The following is a 17,296-nucleotide window of genomic DNA, read 5'->3' on the forward strand; positions in this document are numbered from 1 at the left end:
CGTGCTTAACCGAACAAGCCGTGCAGATACCAACGAGCGTCCTCATCTCCCGCATTGACCTTGCTTGCGGAAACGCGCTCGCGATATACCCAGTAACGCTCGCCTTTTTCTCCTTCGGCGATGAAGTAATCGCGCTTGATGAGGTCGTCATCCCACCAGCCGGATTCGATGCGCTCGGGCATCGACACCAGCCGCAACCGCCCGCGGTAATACGGATAGTTCTGACGTGTCAGCAGCGGAATCGGCTTTTCCAACAGCCACAGCGGCCGCTCCGGCTGCTGCGCATGCCACTGCGCCAAGGCTTGACGCGCGGCGGCACGGCTCTGCGCGGTGGTTACGGCATTCACCTCCACCCAGCGGTTGGCGCGCTCGGGGCGATGATCGGCACACGGCTGCGGGTGACGGACGTTCTCGGCACCCAGTCGGGCGATCAGCGTATCGATCAGGCGTGCAGCGTCTTCAGCGCGACCACCGGGCTCGGGAAACAGCGATTCGGTAGGCGGTGCGAGCGGCGTAGCGTCGGTCACCGTCAGGCGCAGTTCGACCACCGGAGCGATCAGCGTGAGCCGATGCACGCGCTCATGCAGCACCCGCGACAAGTGCGCCAACGTGCGAACCGGCTGCGCCAGCGCGATCTCCACCGGCGTGGACGAAGCGGCATCCTCACTGCTCCGGCCGCGCCGGCGTTCATGCTCCAGCGTAAGTCGATACGTCTTGGCGCCCAACTGAAGCGCCGACAGCCAGCCAACCAGTTGCAACAACAATTGCTCCGAGGCTGCCAGCACACCTTCCGCGTTATCGACGCGGCCAGGCAATTCCAGCTGCACATCGAAGCGCAACGGGGCGGTAAACCACGTGAAGCTCTCGTGCCCGTTGCCATAAGCAGCGTCGAGCGTATCCACCAGCAACGGCCCACAGCGCCGCCGCAGGCCGCTACGCGGCAACTCCCGCAAATCGGCCAGCGTGCGGCAGCCGAGACCTTCAAGCCAATCGGGTCGCGTGAGTCGCGCCACCGCATCGATCGACAATTGATCCAGCAACGCCGACAACCGCTCCTGCCGCACCGCCCTCCGCGCGCGCCCCTGACGTTCTGCCGTGCGGCGACGGCCACGTGTCGGCACCGGCTGCGCACTGGCAAGCCATGCCGCACCGCGTGCTGTCGGCCCGGTACCCAGCTGAGGCATGGCGCCCAACCGAACCGCGCAATACTTTACAGCCCGGCACAGCGCGCGATGCCCGCCGAACAGGCGCAAACTGGCCTCCACCTCCAACAACACAGTTGCCTCGTCGACTACGTCCAAGGTGACATGCGGCGTGAATGCCAGCAGCGCCAGCGCCAAGGATTGCAGCAATCGCGCCTCGGCCGCCACATCACGATCAAGCTGTATAGCGTGCGATACCAATGCCTGCGCGCCCGCCCGGCGCAAGCCCACGTGTACGCCTTCGCGCATCGCCAACCGGTTGGCCGACACCACGCGCTCCTGCTCCAGCACCACCACCGGCAAAGGCAGCGCAGCCGGATCAGACCACCGGGGTCGAAGCGCGTCGAGAGGGAGACGGGGCAGATGTACCGCGATCCAGAACGGCATGATCGGGAGTGTTTGAATCGGAAGCGTCTGACAAAGCGTCGAACGCCACAGAAGACGAAGGAGACGAAAGCGTGGCCAACAATTTCGCCGTGACCGGATCCATGATGAACGGCTCGATGGGCGGCACAGGCAACGGACGCACGGAAGCGCGACCGGCCCGAAGCGGGTCGGCCAACGGCAGCAGCAACGGCAATTCACGCAACGGCCCGCGCCGCTTATGGAAATGGATGGACAGCGCATCGGCGCCAGCCGGCTCCAGCTCCAGTCGCAGCACCGCTGGCGACGATTCTCGTTGTGCATGAGTCGGCCGGAACACCCAGATGGCGCTCTCGCCGGCCTGCGCCAACACTTGCAGCCTGCGTAACGCCCCTGGACGTGCCCGGTTCAGCCAGATCAGCACACCATCGAACGCCTGGCTGCGTAAAAGCTGCTCGGCGGCCCATAGAAGATCGGACGATTCGCCAGCGCGCACCCAGACGATTTGTTCAGGAGAAAAATCCCAGCCCACCAGCCTCACTGCATTCGGCAGATACGGTGGAGCAACCAGCGCGATGCGCCGTGCGCTCATGCAGAGCGTAGACAAGGCCGGGCGCAGCAACCGGCATTCACCAATACCGGATTGCGGGCACAACAGCTCGATCAGTCCGCCGAGGGGCCAGCCACCACCGGGCAACTCGGCATTCAGCGCGTCATATCCAGTGGCCAGCACACGCCCGTCGCCTCGCGCCAGACGGCCTGCGCTCCACAATGCGGGATGCAGTGTTTCCGGCAAAGGCACCTTCGAGGCTTTCGGGACGGGCGAGCGAAATCCAGGCACCGCGCGCCCAACGGGGACGGCGCATTCCGCCACAGCTTCGGCAATGGAAAGAGACGAAGGCAACACAAACATGGAAACGCCAAGGCACGAATGAATACTGTATGAATATACAGTATCACAACTTCGCTTCAGCGCAGTCCAGTTTTGCGGGCGTGTTGCGGGGCAGCGATAACGCAGCTCAAGTGCAGATATTGCGGTGATTTGAAGTGGGATAGATACCGTGCAGAGTGATTCTTCCCCGCCAATAAAACGCTTTGAAAGTCACTTTATTCGGTATGTATCCGCACGTGGCCATGGCGGATTCGGTTCTACCAGCCACATACCAGAGAGTGTGAGTTGCACTCCGCCTGCGCAAAGACAAACACCCCAGCGCAAAGATTGAGCTGGGGTGTTGTATGGGGAGAGCCTGGCGATGACCTACTTTCACACGGGAATCCGCACTATCATCGGCGCGGAGTCGTTTCACGGTCCTGTTCGGGATGGGAAGGGGTGGTACCGACTCGCTATGGTCACCAGGCTATGACTTGTTGCCACGTTGACGGGGTCAACGCGACCAATATGGGAATGTAGATTTGGGGTTGTGAGTGATGTGTATCAGGCACAAGGCGGACCCAGCCGGAAACATACCGGTTATAGGATCAAGCCGCACGGGCAATTAGTACTGGTTAGCTGAACGCATTACTGCGCTTCCACACCCAGCCTATCAACGTCCTGGTCTCGAACGACCCTTCAGGGAGATCAAGTCTCCAGGGAATCCTCATCTTCAGGCAAGTTTCCCGCTTAGATGCTTTCAGCGGTTATCTCTTCCGTACATAGCTACCCTGCGATGCCTCTGGCGAGACAACAGGTACACCAGCGGTACGTCCACTCCGGTCCTCTCGTACTAGGAGCAGCCCCCGTCAAGATTCCAACGCCCACGGCAGATAGGGACCAAACTGTCTCACGACGTTTTAAACCCAGCTCACGTACCTCTTTAAATGGCGAACAGCCATACCCTTGGGACCGGCTACAGCCCCAGGATGAGATGAGCCGACATCGAGGTGCCAAACACCGCCGTCGATATGAACTCTTGGGCGGTATCAGCCTGTTATCCCCAGAGTACCTTTTATCCGTTGAGCGATGGCCCTTCCATACAGAACCACCGGATCACTATGTCCTGCTTTCGCACCTGCTCGACTTGTCGGTCTCGCAGTTAAGCACGCTTTTGCCATTGCACTTTAGGTACGATGTCCGACCGTACCAAGCGTACCTTCGAACTCCTCCGTTACACTTTGGGAGGAGACCGCCCCAGTCAAACTGCCTACCATGCACTGTCCCCGACCCGGATTCACGGGCCAAGGTTAGAACCTCAAACAAACCAGGGTGGTATTTCAAGGACGGCTCCACCGAAACTAGCGTCCCGGTTTCAAAGCCTCCCACCTATCCTACACAGATCGGTTCAAAGTCCAATGCAAAGCTACAGTAAAGGTTCATGGGGTCTTTCCGTCTAGCCGCGGGGAGATTGCATCATCACAAACACTTCAACTTCGCTGAGTCTCGGGAGGAGACAGTGTGGCCATCGTTACGCCATTCGTGCAGGTCGGAACTTACCCGACAAGGAATTTCGCTACCTTAGGACCGTTATAGTTACGGCCGCCGTTTACCGGGACTTCAATCAAGAGCTTGCACCCCATCATTTAATCTTCCGGCACCGGGCAGGCGTCACACCCTATACGTCCACTTTCGTGTTTGCAGAGTGCTGTGTTTTTATTAAACAGTCGCAGCCACCATTTTATTGCAACCCCTTCGTCCTTCTGGCGCGAGCCAGTCAAACTACAAGGGCGTACCTTATCCCGAAGTTACGGTACCAATTTGCCGAGTTCCTTCTCCCGAGTTCTCTCAAGCGCCTTAGAATACTCATCTCGCCCACCTGTGTCGGTTTGCGGTACGGTCTCGTATGACTGAAGCTTAGAGGCTTTTCTTGGAACCACTTCCAATTGCTTCGCGACCTAAAGTCGCTCGCCCCACACCCTTGAATCACGCACCCGGATTTGCCTAAGTGCCATCTCCAATGCAGGGACCGGGACATCCAACACCCGGACAACCTTCCGCGATCCGTCCCCCCATCGCATCATACGACGGTGCAGGAATATTAACCTGCTTCCCATCAGCTACGCATCTCTGCCTCGCCTTAGGGGCCGACTCACCCTACGCCGATGAACGTTGCGTAGGAAACCTTGGGCTTACGGCGAGGGGGCCTTTCACCCCCTTTATCGCTACTCATGTCAGCATTCGCACTTCTGATACCTCCAGCATCCTTTACAAGACACCTTCACAGGCTTACAGAACGCTCTCCTACCATGCACTTACGTGCATCCGCAGCTTCGGTATATTGCTTAGCCCCGTTACATCTTCCGCGCAGGACGACTCGATCAGTGAGCTATTACGCTTTCTTTAAAGGGTGGCTGCTTCTAAGCCAACCTCCTGACTGTTTTAGCCTTCCCACTTCGTTTCCCACTTAGCAATATTTAGGGACCTTAGCTGGCGGTCTGGGTTGTTTCCCTCTTGACACCGGACGTTAGCACCCGATGTCTGTCTCCCGTGATTGCACTCTTCGGTATTCGGAGTTTGCTATGGCGGGGTAATCAGCAATAGACCCCCCAACCATGACAGTGCTCTACCCCCGAAGGTGAGACACGAGGCACTACCTAAATAGTTTTCGGAGAGAACCAGCTATTTCCAAGTTTGTTTAGCCTTTCACCCCTATCCACAGCTCATCCCCTAACTTTTCAACGTTAGTGGGTTCGGTCCTCCAGTACGTGTTACCGCACCTTCAACCTGGCCATGGATAGATCACTTGGTTTCGGGTCTACACCCAGCGACTGAACGCCCTATTCGGACTCGCTTTCGCTACGCCTTCCCTAATCGGTTAAGCTTGCCACTGAATGTAAGTCGCTGACCCATTATACAAAAGGTACGCCGTCACCCGTTTCCAGGCTCCGACTGTTTGTATGCATGCGGTTTCAGGATCTATTTCACTCCCCTCCCGGGGTTCTTTTCGCCTTTCCCTCACGGTACTGGTTCACTATCGGTCGATTACGAGTATTTAGCCTTGGAGGATGGTCCCCCCATCTTCAGACAGGATTTCACGTGTCCCGCCCTACTTGTCGTACACCTAGTTCCACAATACTGTTTTCGCATACGGGGCTATCACCCACTATGGCCGGACTTTCCATTCCGCTTTGCTAACAATACTGCTAAAGAGTACAAGGCTGATCCCATTTCGCTCGCCACTACTTTGGGAATCTCGGTTGATTTCTGTTCCTGCAGCTACTTAGATGTTTCAGTTCACTGCGTTCGCTTCTGTTACCTATGTATTCAGTAACAGATGACCCATACGGGCCGGGTTTCCCCATTCGGATATCTGCGGATCAAAGCTCGTTTGCCAGCTCCCCGCAGCTTTTCGCAGGCTACTACGTCCTTCATCGCCTGTAATCGCCAAGGCATCCACCACATGCACTTATTCGCTTGACCCTATAACGAGTATGTCTCGCTATAGGCTGAGTTCTCGCGTTGTGCCGTATTCCAAGACAATCTCATCGATTGCTCTGGTAATACTGGTTGATACAATCACAACCCAGTGTCGCGTTTTATATGTGCGCCTCATCAACGCACCGCGACACCTTTACTACATTCCATATTGTTAAAGAACAGCCGAACTTTTACGCTCGTCTTGGCTAGGCCAAACGCAAACACCATCGACACCGCGTCGATGCTTGCGTTTGGTAACCAAAAGGTAATGGTGGAGGATGACGGGATCGAACCGACGACCCCCTGCTTGCAAAGCAGGTGCTCTCCCAGCTGAGCTAATCCCCCAGTCACGGCAGAGAACTTCTTCCACCGTCCGTAACTTGGTGGGTCTGGTAGGACTTGAACCTACGACCCCCGCCTTATCAAGACGGTGCTCTAACCACCTGAGCTACAGACCCTTGGCTGTAACATCAAACAAACCGATAAGTGTGGACGCCTAACGTCGGATGCACGCTCTTAAAGGAGGTGATCCAGCCGCACCTTCCGATACGGCTACCTTGTTACGACTTCACCCCAGTCATGAACCCTACCGTGGTAATCGCCCTCCTTGCGGTTAGGCTAACTACTTCTGGTAAAGCCCACTCCCATGGTGTGACGGGCGGTGTGTACAAGACCCGGGAACGTATTCACCGCGGCATGCTGATCCGCGATTACTAGCGATTCCAGCTTCACGTAGTCGAGTTGCAGACTACGATCCGGACTACGATGCATTTTCTGGGATTAGCTCCACCTCGCGGCTTGGCAACCCTCTGTATGCACCATTGTATGACGTGTGAAGCCCTACCCATAAGGGCCATGAGGACTTGACGTCATCCCCACCTTCCTCCGGTTTGTCACCGGCAGTCTCTCTAGAGTGCCCTTTCGTAGCAACTAGAGACAAGGGTTGCGCTCGTTGCGGGACTTAACCCAACATCTCACGACACGAGCTGACGACAGCCATGCAGCACCTGTGTCCACTTTCTCTTTCGAGCACCTAATGCATCTCTGCTTCGTTAGTGGCATGTCAAGGGTAGGTAAGGTTTTTCGCGTTGCATCGAATTAATCCACATCATCCACCGCTTGTGCGGGTCCCCGTCAATTCCTTTGAGTTTTAATCTTGCGACCGTACTCCCCAGGCGGTCAACTTCACGCGTTAGCTACGTTACTAAGGAAATGAATCCCCAACAACTAGTTGACATCGTTTAGGGCGTGGACTACCAGGGTATCTAATCCTGTTTGCTCCCCACGCTTTCGTGCATGAGCGTCAGTGTTATCCCAGGGGGCTGCCTTCGCCATCGGTATTCCTCCACATCTCTACGCATTTCACTGCTACACGTGGAATTCTACCCCCCTCTGACACACTCTAGCCGTGCAGTCACCAATGCAATTCCCAAGTTAAGCTCGGGGATTTCACATCGGTCTTGCACAACCGCCTGCGCACGCTTTACGCCCAGTAATTCCGATTAACGCTTGGACCCTACGTATTACCGCGGCTGCTGGCACGTAGTTAGCCGGTCCTTATTCTTCCGGTACCGTCATCGACCCCAGGTATTAACCAGAGCCATTTCTTTCCGGACAAAAGTGCTTTACAACCCGAAGGCCTTCTTCACACACGCGGCATTGCTGGATCAGGCTTTCGCCCATTGTCCAAAATTCCCCACTGCTGCCTCCCGTAGGAGTCTGGGCCGTGTCTCAGTCCCAGTGTGGCTGATCGTCCTCTCAGACCAGCTACTGATCGTCGCCTTGGTGAGCCTTTACCTCACCAACTAGCTAATCAGACATCGGCCGCTCCTATAGCATGAGGCCTTGCGGTCCCCCACTTTCACCCTCAGGTCGTATGCGGTATTAGCTAATCTTTCGACTAGTTATCCCCCACTACAGGGCACGTTCCGATGTATTACTCACCCGTTCGCCACTCGCCATCAATCTAGCAAGCTAGATCATGCTGCCGTTCGACTTGCATGTGTAAGGCATGCCGCCAGCGTTCAATCTGAGCCAGGATCAAACTCTTCAGTTCAATCTGCTGTTTTCGCTCTTTACGAGCGGTCGCTCACTCTCAGAATCTGACTTGAACTTTCGTTCAAACCTTACTTCTGTGCGAGCACTTCATTACTTGTTAGCTAGCGGATCGAAATCCGCCGCACCCAGTATTAAGCGCCCACACTTATCGGCTGTTTGCTTGTTAAAGAACTTCGCGATCAACTTTGTTCACCGCGTCGCTGCGTTGTCTGCAGCAGAGAAACGAGATTATGCAGAGCTTTTTCGTCGCTGTCAACAACTCGTCGAAGATTTTTTATCCACCAACGCGCCGCCAACCACCACCGAATCCCCAGCCAATCGCCAACCACCCAATCGACCGCAAACCCGCTCCACTCCTGCTTCTCCACCACCCAACACCACCACCGTCACTTACGTTTCGGCGCTGTGTTTTGCAGCGAGGGCCGAATACTAATGTGGGAACGCGCGGCTGGCAAGCATTTTTGCGAGGCATCCGCAAAAATCTCGTCGATCAAGTTCCTTGCCGCATGATGCAGCGCCGAGTTACAGCAGCGGTCGAGACCGCCCAGCCGCGCTCGGACCCGCCAGCGAAACGGGTTGGGGAGCCATTGGCTCTCAACGCCTCTTTATGAGGTGCCCTAGGAATCAATGCTTGGCGGGCGACTTGCATAGCCTTTCGTTGTAGAAGATGGCCTTGCTGGTGGACGCGTAATTGTCAGCTTCGCACGGCGGGAGGAACAGCGATGCGTCTTTCTGCGCCTTCACGGCAGTCGTCTCGGACAACACGGCCAAACACTGAGCGCTGTCCCCACGATGGTATTCAGTCACCGCGAGATCGCTGCGGGCCTTGTCGCGCTCGATCCAGTCCATAAACGGATCGCACTCGGAAAGCAGCGAACGCAATGTTGTCCGTGCGGCGTCGTAGTCCTTGGCGGCATATTGCTTGTGGGCCTGGCCGATGCGGGCTTGGCGCTGGCGGGCAGTGCAGGCGGCAGGTGCGCGGCGATAGTCGCCATCGAACATCGCGCGCATGCCGCAGAAACCTCGGCAGGCCTCGGCGGTGGCGGAGGAATCTAGCTTGAGCACATCCTTATTACCTGACACGGCGATGTGGCACGTACCCCCGTCCTTGTCGATGCCAACGCGGCCACGGAACGTGCCCTCGATCGCGCACGTGTGGCAGTTGCCGCCAATCGTCGTGATGTTGAAGCTGCTGCCCTTGACCGTCATCATGCCGCTCGCGCTACCACCCAGGATGTAGACGTACTCGCCCGGCTGGACCGCCGGGTCGGCCGCCATGGCACACGCGCTGGCCAGCAAGCCGGCGATCATCAATGTGCGACGCATCCACATTCCACGTGTCATGTGATCGTTCCAGATTCATGAGGCGGGATGCCTCCTGCAAGAGCGCCATTCTGGCGGCTGGGTGTATCCCCTCGCAACCGCCAGAGCTGCGCATCCAAGCCGTCAGATGTGAAGCAGCGCCAGAACGGCCACCACACCACCGACAGCGCCGACGCCGTACGAAAGTACCTGCATCCAGCGCCGGCGCGAAAGCAAGGTGATGGCGGCGAGCGCGATCGACACCTGAATGGCGGCCACCGCTTGCGCCCACCGGTGGTGGTGGTGAACGGCAAGCTCGCTGGCCTCGTCGGCCTCTTTGGCCAAACGCTCCTGGTCTTCGGCCTGCCGGCGGATGTCTTCCTTCTCAGTGGCGTAGCGCTGAGCTTCCCGCTTGGCGGCCGCCTGGTCGGTGCCGGGAAGTTGGGCGGTCAGCTCGGCAATCGCCTGTTTCTGACCTTTGGCCTGGTAGTAAGCCCAGCGATTGGCCGCCTCGGTCTTATGGATGGCGGCTTCATTCTTGGCAAGCAGCGCAGCGTTTTGCGTGGCACCGCCCTGGTAACCGAAGATGGCGCCGGCCGTCGACAGAATCGCTGTCATAACAGCAATTCGCCCGGCAAAGCTGTCGGCGTGGCCGCTTTCCGCTGCGTGCTCGAGCGCATGATCATGCGCGCCGTGAACATGAAATCCTTCGGACATGGTTGCTCCCCTTGAGTCTTGTATCGTCGCGCGCCCGTCAGGCGCGGGCTTCACAATGCATGGCCTTGCACGGAAAGGCAACGCCCTGTGATGCGCCTCCAATGCTGCGGGCAAGGATTCGTGATGCTGCCGCACATCAAAAAAGCGCGGCAATCGCAGATGATTGTTACACGTGAAAAAGCACCGTTGAATGTGTGAAACGGGTCCGTATAATCGCGCGGCAATGCGAATGAAGGCCAATACGCAATTGGCAATCGCATTGTTAATAAAACAAAACAATACTGCGAGTCAGATCCATGGATGCGTCTAAAAAGCCTTTGGCGCCAATGCCCGAAAAGGAACATCACCCCGTCATTGTCCGCGTGGCCGACGCGACGATCCGCGATGCCAATGCACTGCTGCATGCCAATGGCGGCTTGAAGTTCGGCCGGGGCATGATCGGCACGATCCTGGCGTTGGTGCTGGGCTTCCTGTGCTTGCTGGGCGTGCTGGCATTTCACTTTCCGCAGTATCTGACGACGCCGGAATTACGCCGCGCGTATTCGGTGGATGTGATTCGGCAGATCCTGTTTGTCTCGCTGTTGATTTCCGGCGGGTTGTCGCTGGCGAATATCGTGCTGGATAACCGCCGTCGGCTGAACGGCCTGGCGTTCCTGTTCGTGGTGGCAGCCGTTGCGCTCGGCGGATCGCGCGTGCCGGTCGGTGATTTTCCCGATCACACGCCATATATCGGCATGGACTGGTTCATCCTCGATCTGCTCGGCTCGACCGCGATTTTCGTGCTGCTCGAGAAGCTGTTCCCGCTCTATAAGAAGCAGCCGGTGTTCCGCCCCGAATGGCAGACCGACATGGTCCACTTTGCGGTAAACCACTTCATCGTCGGTCTGGTGCTGCTGGTGGTGAACTTCCTGATTCACCGTGTGTTCGGTTGGATGGTGCATGCAGACTTCCAGCAGATGGTGCAGCACATCTGGTTCATTCCGCAACTGCTGCTGTGCATGCTGGTGGCCGATCTGATGGAGTACGTGACACACCGGGCGTATCACGAGGTGCCATTCCTCTGGCGCTTTCATGCCGTGCATCACAGCGTGAAGACGATGGACTGGCTGGCCGGCTCGCGTCAGCACATTCTTGAACTGATCGTCACGCGGGTAGCCGTGCTGGGGCCGCTGTTCGTGCTGGGATTCGACAAGGCCGTGGTCGATGTCTACATCATCATCGTGGGCTTCCAGGCGGTGTTCAACCACGCCAACGTGCATTTGCCCTGGGGGCCGTTGAAGTACATCTTCGTGACGCCGGATTTTCACCACTGGCACCATTCGTCGGAAGACGAAGCGATCGACAAGAACTACGCCGCCCATTTCGCCTTCATCGACTACCTGTTCGGTACTGCGGTGAAATCGAAAAAGGCCTTCCCCGAGAAGTACGGCGTGGTGGGCGACTACATGCCCGACGGTTTCGTCAACCAACAGCGCTTTCCGTTCCGGCGTCAGCAGAACTGAATCGAGGACGTTTCATCATGCCGCTCACCGCCGCTGCACAGCGCCTCATTGCCCGCCTCGGTCTCGAAGCGCACCCGGAAGGCGGCTTCTATCGCGAAACTTATCGCAGTCAGGAACGCGTCCAGCGAGGCGTCCCGCCCGTCGAACGTGCGGCTGCGACCGCCATCTATTACCTGTTGGCGGATGATGCATATTCGGCCTGGCATCGGATCGAATCTGATGAGTTGTGGCACTTCCATACGGGGGACTCACTCAATGTGCATGTGTTGGAGGACGACGGCACGGTGAGCACGCATCGTCTGGGCCAGGCAGCCAACGATGCGATGGCGGTGTACCAGGCGGTGGTGCCGGCGGGACGTTGGTTTGCGGCCGAACGCGTGCCGGGTGAACATGGCTATGCGCTGGTCGGCTGCTCCGTTGCGCCGGGGTTCGAGTTCAGCGAGTTCGAACTGGCTGATGGCGATGCGCTGCTGGCGAAGTATTCGGTACATGGCGATCTCGTCCGCAGGTTGCTGCCAAAGCCCCACGGCGCCTGATCAGCACCACACCACGCTTTCATAGCCTACCGTGCGTCGGTAGACACTCATGCCTCGCCATGTGCTGTATTCCATATAGGCGCATGTCAGGATGACGATCCAGTTGGCGGCTGTGGTGGACATATACCCTCCCCTCTCGGCGTGCCCGATAGCGGTTGTATGGGCACGTGTTCAGTCTACGAGAGGGGTCCCGAAAACCATTGCGCGAGCAATGACCCTTCTGGGTCCTTATTCCCCGGACCTCGCTTCCGTATGGGCATCGCGCGCCGCAAACGCCCGCCCGGCGCGGCTCCAATGCATGTTGGAGCGCACAGCACGGCGGGCAGAAGGGAGACGGCATTCGAGCGGGCAAGACCGCTGTTTGCCCGGATGGGCAAGCACATCGCGCACGGGGGGGCCAATCCGATGCTGGGCAAACTTGCAACGTGGCCAATCTAGTCATCGTTGCATTGACCCACGGCGCCGTGGGCTAAGCGCTACTGTTCACGTCCAAGGCGCGCGCCGATCCGGCACGCGTGCGCGCAGCGTTGATGGGCGGCGGCGGCCCCGTTTTGCAACCATCAAGTTCCATCGGCTTACAGCTCGAGCTGCTCCAGCACTTTCCCCTTGGTCTCGATGCCAAGGAAGTGGATGGTGATTGCCGCCAGGATGGGCACCAAGGCAAGCAGCAAGAATGCATTGCTGACGTTGCCCGAGCCGATGGTCGAACCGATCAGCATCGGCGAAAAGATGGCCGCAATCTTCAGCCACGCGCCGCCCATGCCGCATCCGATCGCGCGGATGTTGGTCGGGTACAGCTCCGGCGTATAGACATAGGCGGTGATAAAGCCGCACGCCATCAACCCCAGCGCCAACGAGCACAAGCCTGCCACCACGTAGAGCGACTGCTCATGCAGCAGCCCGGCCAGCCCCAGCGCCAAACCGCACAGCACAAACGACACCACCATCACGGGCTTGCGGCCCACCTTGTCGACGATCATCGCGCACACCAGCGAACCGACCACACCCAGCACCGACGCCAGCGCCGCCAGGTTAAGCGCCAGTTGGAGCGGTGCGTGATAGATCGTCTTGTAGACCGTCGGCAGCCACGTCGACAGACCGTACTGGATGAAACCGCACGTCGCCCACAGCATGGCCACGACCACCGTGCGCTTGATGTACACAGGGCCGAACAGATCGCGCATGCCGCGTTTCGGGTGGCGATGCGACATCTGCTCGAAGGCCGAGGTATCTCCCAGCGGAAGCAGCGGCTCTTTCGCCTTGGCTTCAAAGCGAGCCTGTGCAGCGTCGGCCTCGGCCATGCGCCCATGGGTCGCCAGCCAGCGCGGAGATTCCGGCACGGCCTTAGGCAGCGTGAAGAACAGCACGAACGGAATGCCACCGAGAAAGTACATTACCTCCCAGCCGAAATGCGGCACAAGCCAGGCCCCAAGCGCGTTCGACACCAGCAAACCTATCGGGAACACTACCTCGTAGAGCAGTACGAAGCGCCCGCGGCCATGGGCACGCGTGACCTCGTTGATGTATGTGGCCGCTACAGGCAGTTCGCCTCCCAAGCCCACGCCCTGGACAATACGCAACGCCGCAAACACGGCAAAACTGGGCGCCACGCCGCACAGCAGGCTCATCAAGCCGATGATGCCCGCGCTGTAGCCGATCATGCGCACGCGGCCGAAGCGCTCTGCAAGCATGGGGAACACCAATGCGCCGATCAACTGACCGATGCCGGGGGCGCCAATCACAAAAGCAATCTGCGCCGGGGTCAGATGCCACTGCGCAATCAGCAGCGGCAGCGTAGCCGCGATGACGATGACGTCAAAGCCATCGAAGAACGTCGCCAGCCCGATCAGCAAACGCGCACGCACATGCATGCCGTTACTCTTGAGCCGCTCGATGCGGGCAACGATCTTGCCGAGGCTCATCGTGCCCGGCGACGCATCGTGGTCAATGCCACTATCAATCAAAACACCTGGCTTCATGTGAAGCTCCTTCCGGAGGAAGTTGATGCGCCACCGGGTCGCTGCCCAGCGGCGCGCGTTGGGTCAGGACGTCAGAACGAGTGGTGCACCCCGGTGCTCACAACCATCTGGTTGCGCTGCGCCGCCACACCTACGCCATTGATGGCAGCAGACTGCGCATCGCCGGACGCACGCTGATACGTGCCTTGCACATACACCTGCGTGCGCTTGGAGAACGCATACACGTTGCCCAAGCTGAACTGGTTCCAACGGGCGCCCTCGTACTTGCTGAAGGTATAGCCCACGTTCAGCGTGTTGGCGGCGCTGTAATGCCACGCGGTACCGAGGTCGACGTTTTGCGCCCGGGCGTTGGCGCCACCGAGCGTGATGCGCGTCTGCGTATAGACCGCGTTGATCTGGAGCGGTAGGCCGCTGAACTGATACAGCGTGCCAGCACCGAACGACTTGACCGAACTCATCGGCGTCATCACGCCGGGCACCAGTGTCGTGCCCAGTGTGTTGGTGATGCCCAGGCGCCCAGCAACATCCAGCGCGCGATCATTGGATGCGGTATAGGCCGCGGCTGCGCGGAAACCGCCATTGGTGTAGTACGCGCCGAGGCTGTAACTGCGGCTCTTCGACGGCGAACCGGGTACCTCGCCAAAGCCGTACATGCCGCCCAGCTGCAGCCCGCCGAAGATGGGCGAGACGTAACGCACAGCGTTGTCGATCTGGAACTGGTTGGCCAGGTTGTCGAAGTTACCGGGGTGGAACAGGTAGAAGTTGGTGAGTTGGAACCCGTTGCTCAAGCGGCCGAGGTAGTCGAACATGAAGTCCGCCTGATGGCCAAGCTGGATATTACCCAGGCGATCGTTCGTCAGGCCCACCCACGCCGTGCGGTTGAACAGCTTGCCGGCGACCACGCTGCTACCGGTGTCGCCCAGAAACCCCGACTCCAACTGGAAAATGGCCTGCGTACCGCCGCCGAGATCTTCCGAGCCGCGCAGGCCGAAGCGGTCCGGCTGCATCGTACCGGGGTCCATGCGCAGAGCCGAGCCGCTCGACGCGCCGCTCTTGAGGCTGTTGATGTAGACCACGCCTTCATCAATGCTGCCGTACAGCGTCACGTTGCTCTGGGCCGCTGCCGTGCCCGCCAGGCTCATCGCCGCAATGGCGAACAAGGTTGTCTTCATTTGCTGTTTCCTCCACTGGACAAGGTGTCCGCCCCGCCAGTTGTTATCGCCGTCTTGGTGGACGAGCTGGTTGTGGTATTTGCGTTGTTCCGTATGTAAAACGGCGTTTAAAAGAAAAACACGGCGTAAAAAAAGAGGGCGCGGCTGGTCAGGCCAACGCCTAAACCATCCTGCGCTTACAGATCAATCACCAGGCGCTTGCCTTTGCATCCGGATACGCAAACCATCATGGTTTGGTTGGATGCGCGCTCGCTCTTGGAGAGCACGCTGTCACGGTGGTCGGGTTCCCCTTCCAGCACGCGCGTTTCGCACGAACCGCATACGCCTTCCTTGCAGCTGTGTTCCACCTCGACGCCAATCTCCAACAGCGCGTCGAGCAGCGACTTGCCTGCCGGCACACACAGTTCAGCACCGTTGCGCGCGAGCTTGACCTGGTACTCGCCGTCCTGCACCGACTCCACACCCGGGTCCGCGGCAAAGCGCTCGATATGGACGTTGGTGTAGCCGAGCGCTTCACATGCGGCCTCAAAAGCCCGCAGCATCGGGCCAGGGCCACAGCAATAGAAATGCGTATCGGTCGGATGCCCTGCGAGCAGTGCTTTCAGATCGGGCGGGCCGCCGGCTTCCGCGTCCAAGTGAAAGCGCACTGCATCGCCATGCGCGGCAAGCTCATCGGCAAACGCAGCTTCGGCGCGCGAGCGGGCGCAGTACAGCACCGAGAACGCCTTGCCTTGCTCGGCCAGACGACGCGCCATGCAGACGATGGGCGTCACGCCAATGCCGCCTGCAACCAGCACGGTGTGCGGCGCGGTTTCGTCCAACTCGAAGTGATTGCGCGGGCCGCCAATCTTCAGCGTCGAACCCACGCGCAACTGCTCGTGCACATAGCGCGAGCCGCCGCGGCTGTTGCGGTCGAGCAGCACGCCGACCACATAACGGTCACGCACCTCCGGTGCACCGCACAGCGAATAGCTGCGCACCAGCCCGTTGCCGAGATGCAGTTCGATATGCGCGCCGGGTGCGTACTCGGGCAGCGTCTTGCCGTCGACATCGCGCAGCTCCACGCTCACGATGCCTTGGGCTTCGTAGCGCATGGCGTGCACGCGCAGGTTGAGGGGGGGATTCATAGCACGTCTCTCTGCAACGTTTCAGCGCTTTTCCGTCAGGAACTTGCCTTCCGGGCTGACGACGTTCTTCTGCCGGCGCGTGTTGCCGTCAATGCCGCCATCAATGGCCCACTCAGCAAACACGGTCGGGCCAGGTTCGAAATCGCGTGGCTGCCAGTTACCGTCGAGCTGGTCTTCATCGGCGTAGTACTCGATCAGGCCGCCAGCCGGGTTCTTGAAGTACCAGAAGTACGCCGACGAAATCGGGTGTCGGCCCGGGCCCAGCTGGGTATCCCACCCACAACGCGACACATGCATGCCACCGCCGAACACTTCGTGGATGTCGCGCACGGTGAAGGCGACGTGGTTGAGGCCGCTCTTGGCCTGCGGCGTCTGCAGCAGGAACAGGTCGTGATGGCCACCTTCCGGCTCGCAGCGCAGGAACGCTCCGCGGCCCGGGTAGTGGTCGGACGGTACAAAGCCGAGCTTGTCGATATAAAAGCGCTCCGTGGCCGCCACGTCTTTCACAAAGAAGACCACGTGGCCCACTTCGATGGGCGTGGCGCGCTCGTAGATGGGGCTCGGTTGGTTGCGGCGCGGTTTGTCTGTCCACGTGTTCATGGCAGCGCATTGCACGTCGACATCGCGCTTGGTGGTCAGTTGCACGCGCACTGCCAGGCCGTTCGGGTCGGTACAGCCGACGCGGCCGTCGGCGTGCACATAACCGGGCTGGTCAGCAAGTTTGTCGACCAGGCGATCGAGCACAGCCTGCGAATCGGTGCCCCAGATCACCTCGCGCAACGTCGGGCCGGCTTCCATGGCGGCCGGCAGCGTGGCATCGTCGCTGCGTTTGACGCGCACGCGGCAGCCGTTGAGCGTTTCGAACAGCAGGCCGCTGGCGTCTTCCGATGTCAAGGCGAGGCCCCAATCCAGGAAGAACTGCTTGCAGGCGGCGAGGTCGTCGGCACCGTAGACGATTTCGTCGATGCCTCGAATCGTGTTCATCTT

The 17,296-nt window shown here is 59.1% G+C and carries 11 protein-coding genes, 2 tRNA genes and 3 rRNA genes; 2 read left to right on the forward strand and 14 right to left on the reverse strand.

Annotated features, from left to right (window positions below; translation table 11 throughout):
- Positions 1-5 precede the first annotated feature (5 nt).
- From N5B55_RS20675 to N5B55_RS20715, 9 genes are all read right to left on the reverse strand, one after another.
- A complete protein-coding gene (locus tag N5B55_RS20675; RefSeq protein WP_178961202.1) occupies positions 6-1,589 on the reverse strand; it encodes a Y-family DNA polymerase in 1,584 nt (527 codons plus the stop codon).
- Positions 1,522-2,478, reverse strand: a complete 957-nt coding sequence (gene imuA, locus N5B55_RS20680; RefSeq protein WP_304539895.1) for a translesion DNA synthesis-associated protein ImuA — start codon at positions 2,476-2,478, stop codon at positions 1,522-1,524. The genes N5B55_RS20675 and imuA overlap by 68 nt, the downstream gene beginning before the upstream one ends.
- A 332-nt stretch (positions 2,479-2,810) precedes the next feature.
- A 5S ribosomal RNA gene (gene rrf, locus N5B55_RS20685) occupies positions 2,811-2,923 on the reverse strand.
- 117 nt (positions 2,924-3,040) lie between these two features.
- Positions 3,041-5,919: ribosomal RNA gene (locus N5B55_RS20690) — 23S ribosomal RNA — on the reverse strand.
- 266 nt (positions 5,920-6,185) lie between these two features.
- Positions 6,186-6,261 (reverse strand) — tRNA-Ala (locus tag N5B55_RS20695).
- Positions 6,262-6,297: 36 nt separating this feature from the next.
- Positions 6,298-6,374, reverse strand: a tRNA-Ile gene (locus N5B55_RS20700).
- 60 nt (positions 6,375-6,434) lie between these two features.
- Positions 6,435-7,972 (reverse strand): 16S ribosomal RNA (locus N5B55_RS20705).
- Together the 16S, 23S and 5S rRNA genes with 2 tRNA genes alongside form the textbook arrangement of a ribosomal RNA operon.
- Positions 7,973-8,598: 626 nt before the next feature.
- Complete coding sequence (locus N5B55_RS20710) at positions 8,599-9,300, reverse strand: hypothetical protein (RefSeq protein ID WP_369812456.1); 702 nt, start codon at positions 9,298-9,300, stop codon at positions 8,599-8,601.
- Between the two features lie 120 nt (positions 9,301-9,420).
- On the reverse strand, positions 9,421-9,993 hold the full coding sequence (locus N5B55_RS20715) for a DUF4337 domain-containing protein (RefSeq protein ID WP_154207680.1): 573 nt from the start codon (positions 9,991-9,993) through the stop codon (positions 9,421-9,423).
- 296 nt (positions 9,994-10,289) lie between these two features.
- On the opposite strand from N5B55_RS20715, the gene N5B55_RS20720 reads away from it, so the two are divergent.
- Together N5B55_RS20720 and N5B55_RS20725 are read left to right on the forward strand one after the other, a co-directional pair.
- Positions 10,290-11,495, forward strand: a complete 1,206-nt coding sequence (locus tag N5B55_RS20720; RefSeq protein ID WP_154207679.1) for a sterol desaturase family protein — start codon at positions 10,290-10,292, stop codon at positions 11,493-11,495.
- 17 nt (positions 11,496-11,512) lie between these two features.
- On the forward strand, positions 11,513-12,031 hold the full coding sequence (locus N5B55_RS20725) for a cupin domain-containing protein (RefSeq protein WP_304539897.1): 519 nt from the start codon (positions 11,513-11,515) through the stop codon (positions 12,029-12,031).
- Here the strand turns inward: N5B55_RS20725 and N5B55_RS20730 are convergent, their stop codons facing one another.
- From N5B55_RS20730 to N5B55_RS20750, 5 genes are all read right to left on the reverse strand, one after another.
- Entirely contained in the window at positions 12,032-12,154 is a 123-nt protein-coding gene (locus tag N5B55_RS20730) for a hypothetical protein (protein ID WP_256731101.1), read from the reverse strand.
- A gap of 452 nt (positions 12,155-12,606) precedes the next feature.
- Positions 12,607-14,010, reverse strand: coding sequence for an MFS transporter (locus tag N5B55_RS20735; protein ID WP_304539898.1), 1,404 nt, complete (start codon positions 14,008-14,010; stop codon positions 12,607-12,609).
- 71 nt (positions 14,011-14,081) lie between these two features.
- Positions 14,082-15,182, reverse strand: coding sequence for a porin (locus N5B55_RS20740; RefSeq protein WP_304539899.1), 1,101 nt, complete (start codon positions 15,180-15,182; stop codon positions 14,082-14,084).
- A 176-nt stretch (positions 15,183-15,358) separates the two neighbouring features.
- Positions 15,359-16,309, reverse strand: coding sequence for a PDR/VanB family oxidoreductase (locus N5B55_RS20745; RefSeq protein ID WP_154207676.1), 951 nt, complete (start codon positions 16,307-16,309; stop codon positions 15,359-15,361).
- 21 nt (positions 16,310-16,330) lie between these two features.
- A complete protein-coding gene (locus tag N5B55_RS20750; protein ID WP_304539900.1) occupies positions 16,331-17,293 on the reverse strand; it encodes a VOC family protein in 963 nt (320 codons plus the stop codon).
- Between the last annotated feature and the right edge of the window lie 3 nt (positions 17,294-17,296).

This window comes from Ralstonia pickettii (assembly GCF_030582395.1).
GTDB lineage: Bacteria > Pseudomonadota > Gammaproteobacteria > Burkholderiales > Burkholderiaceae > Ralstonia > Ralstonia pickettii_D.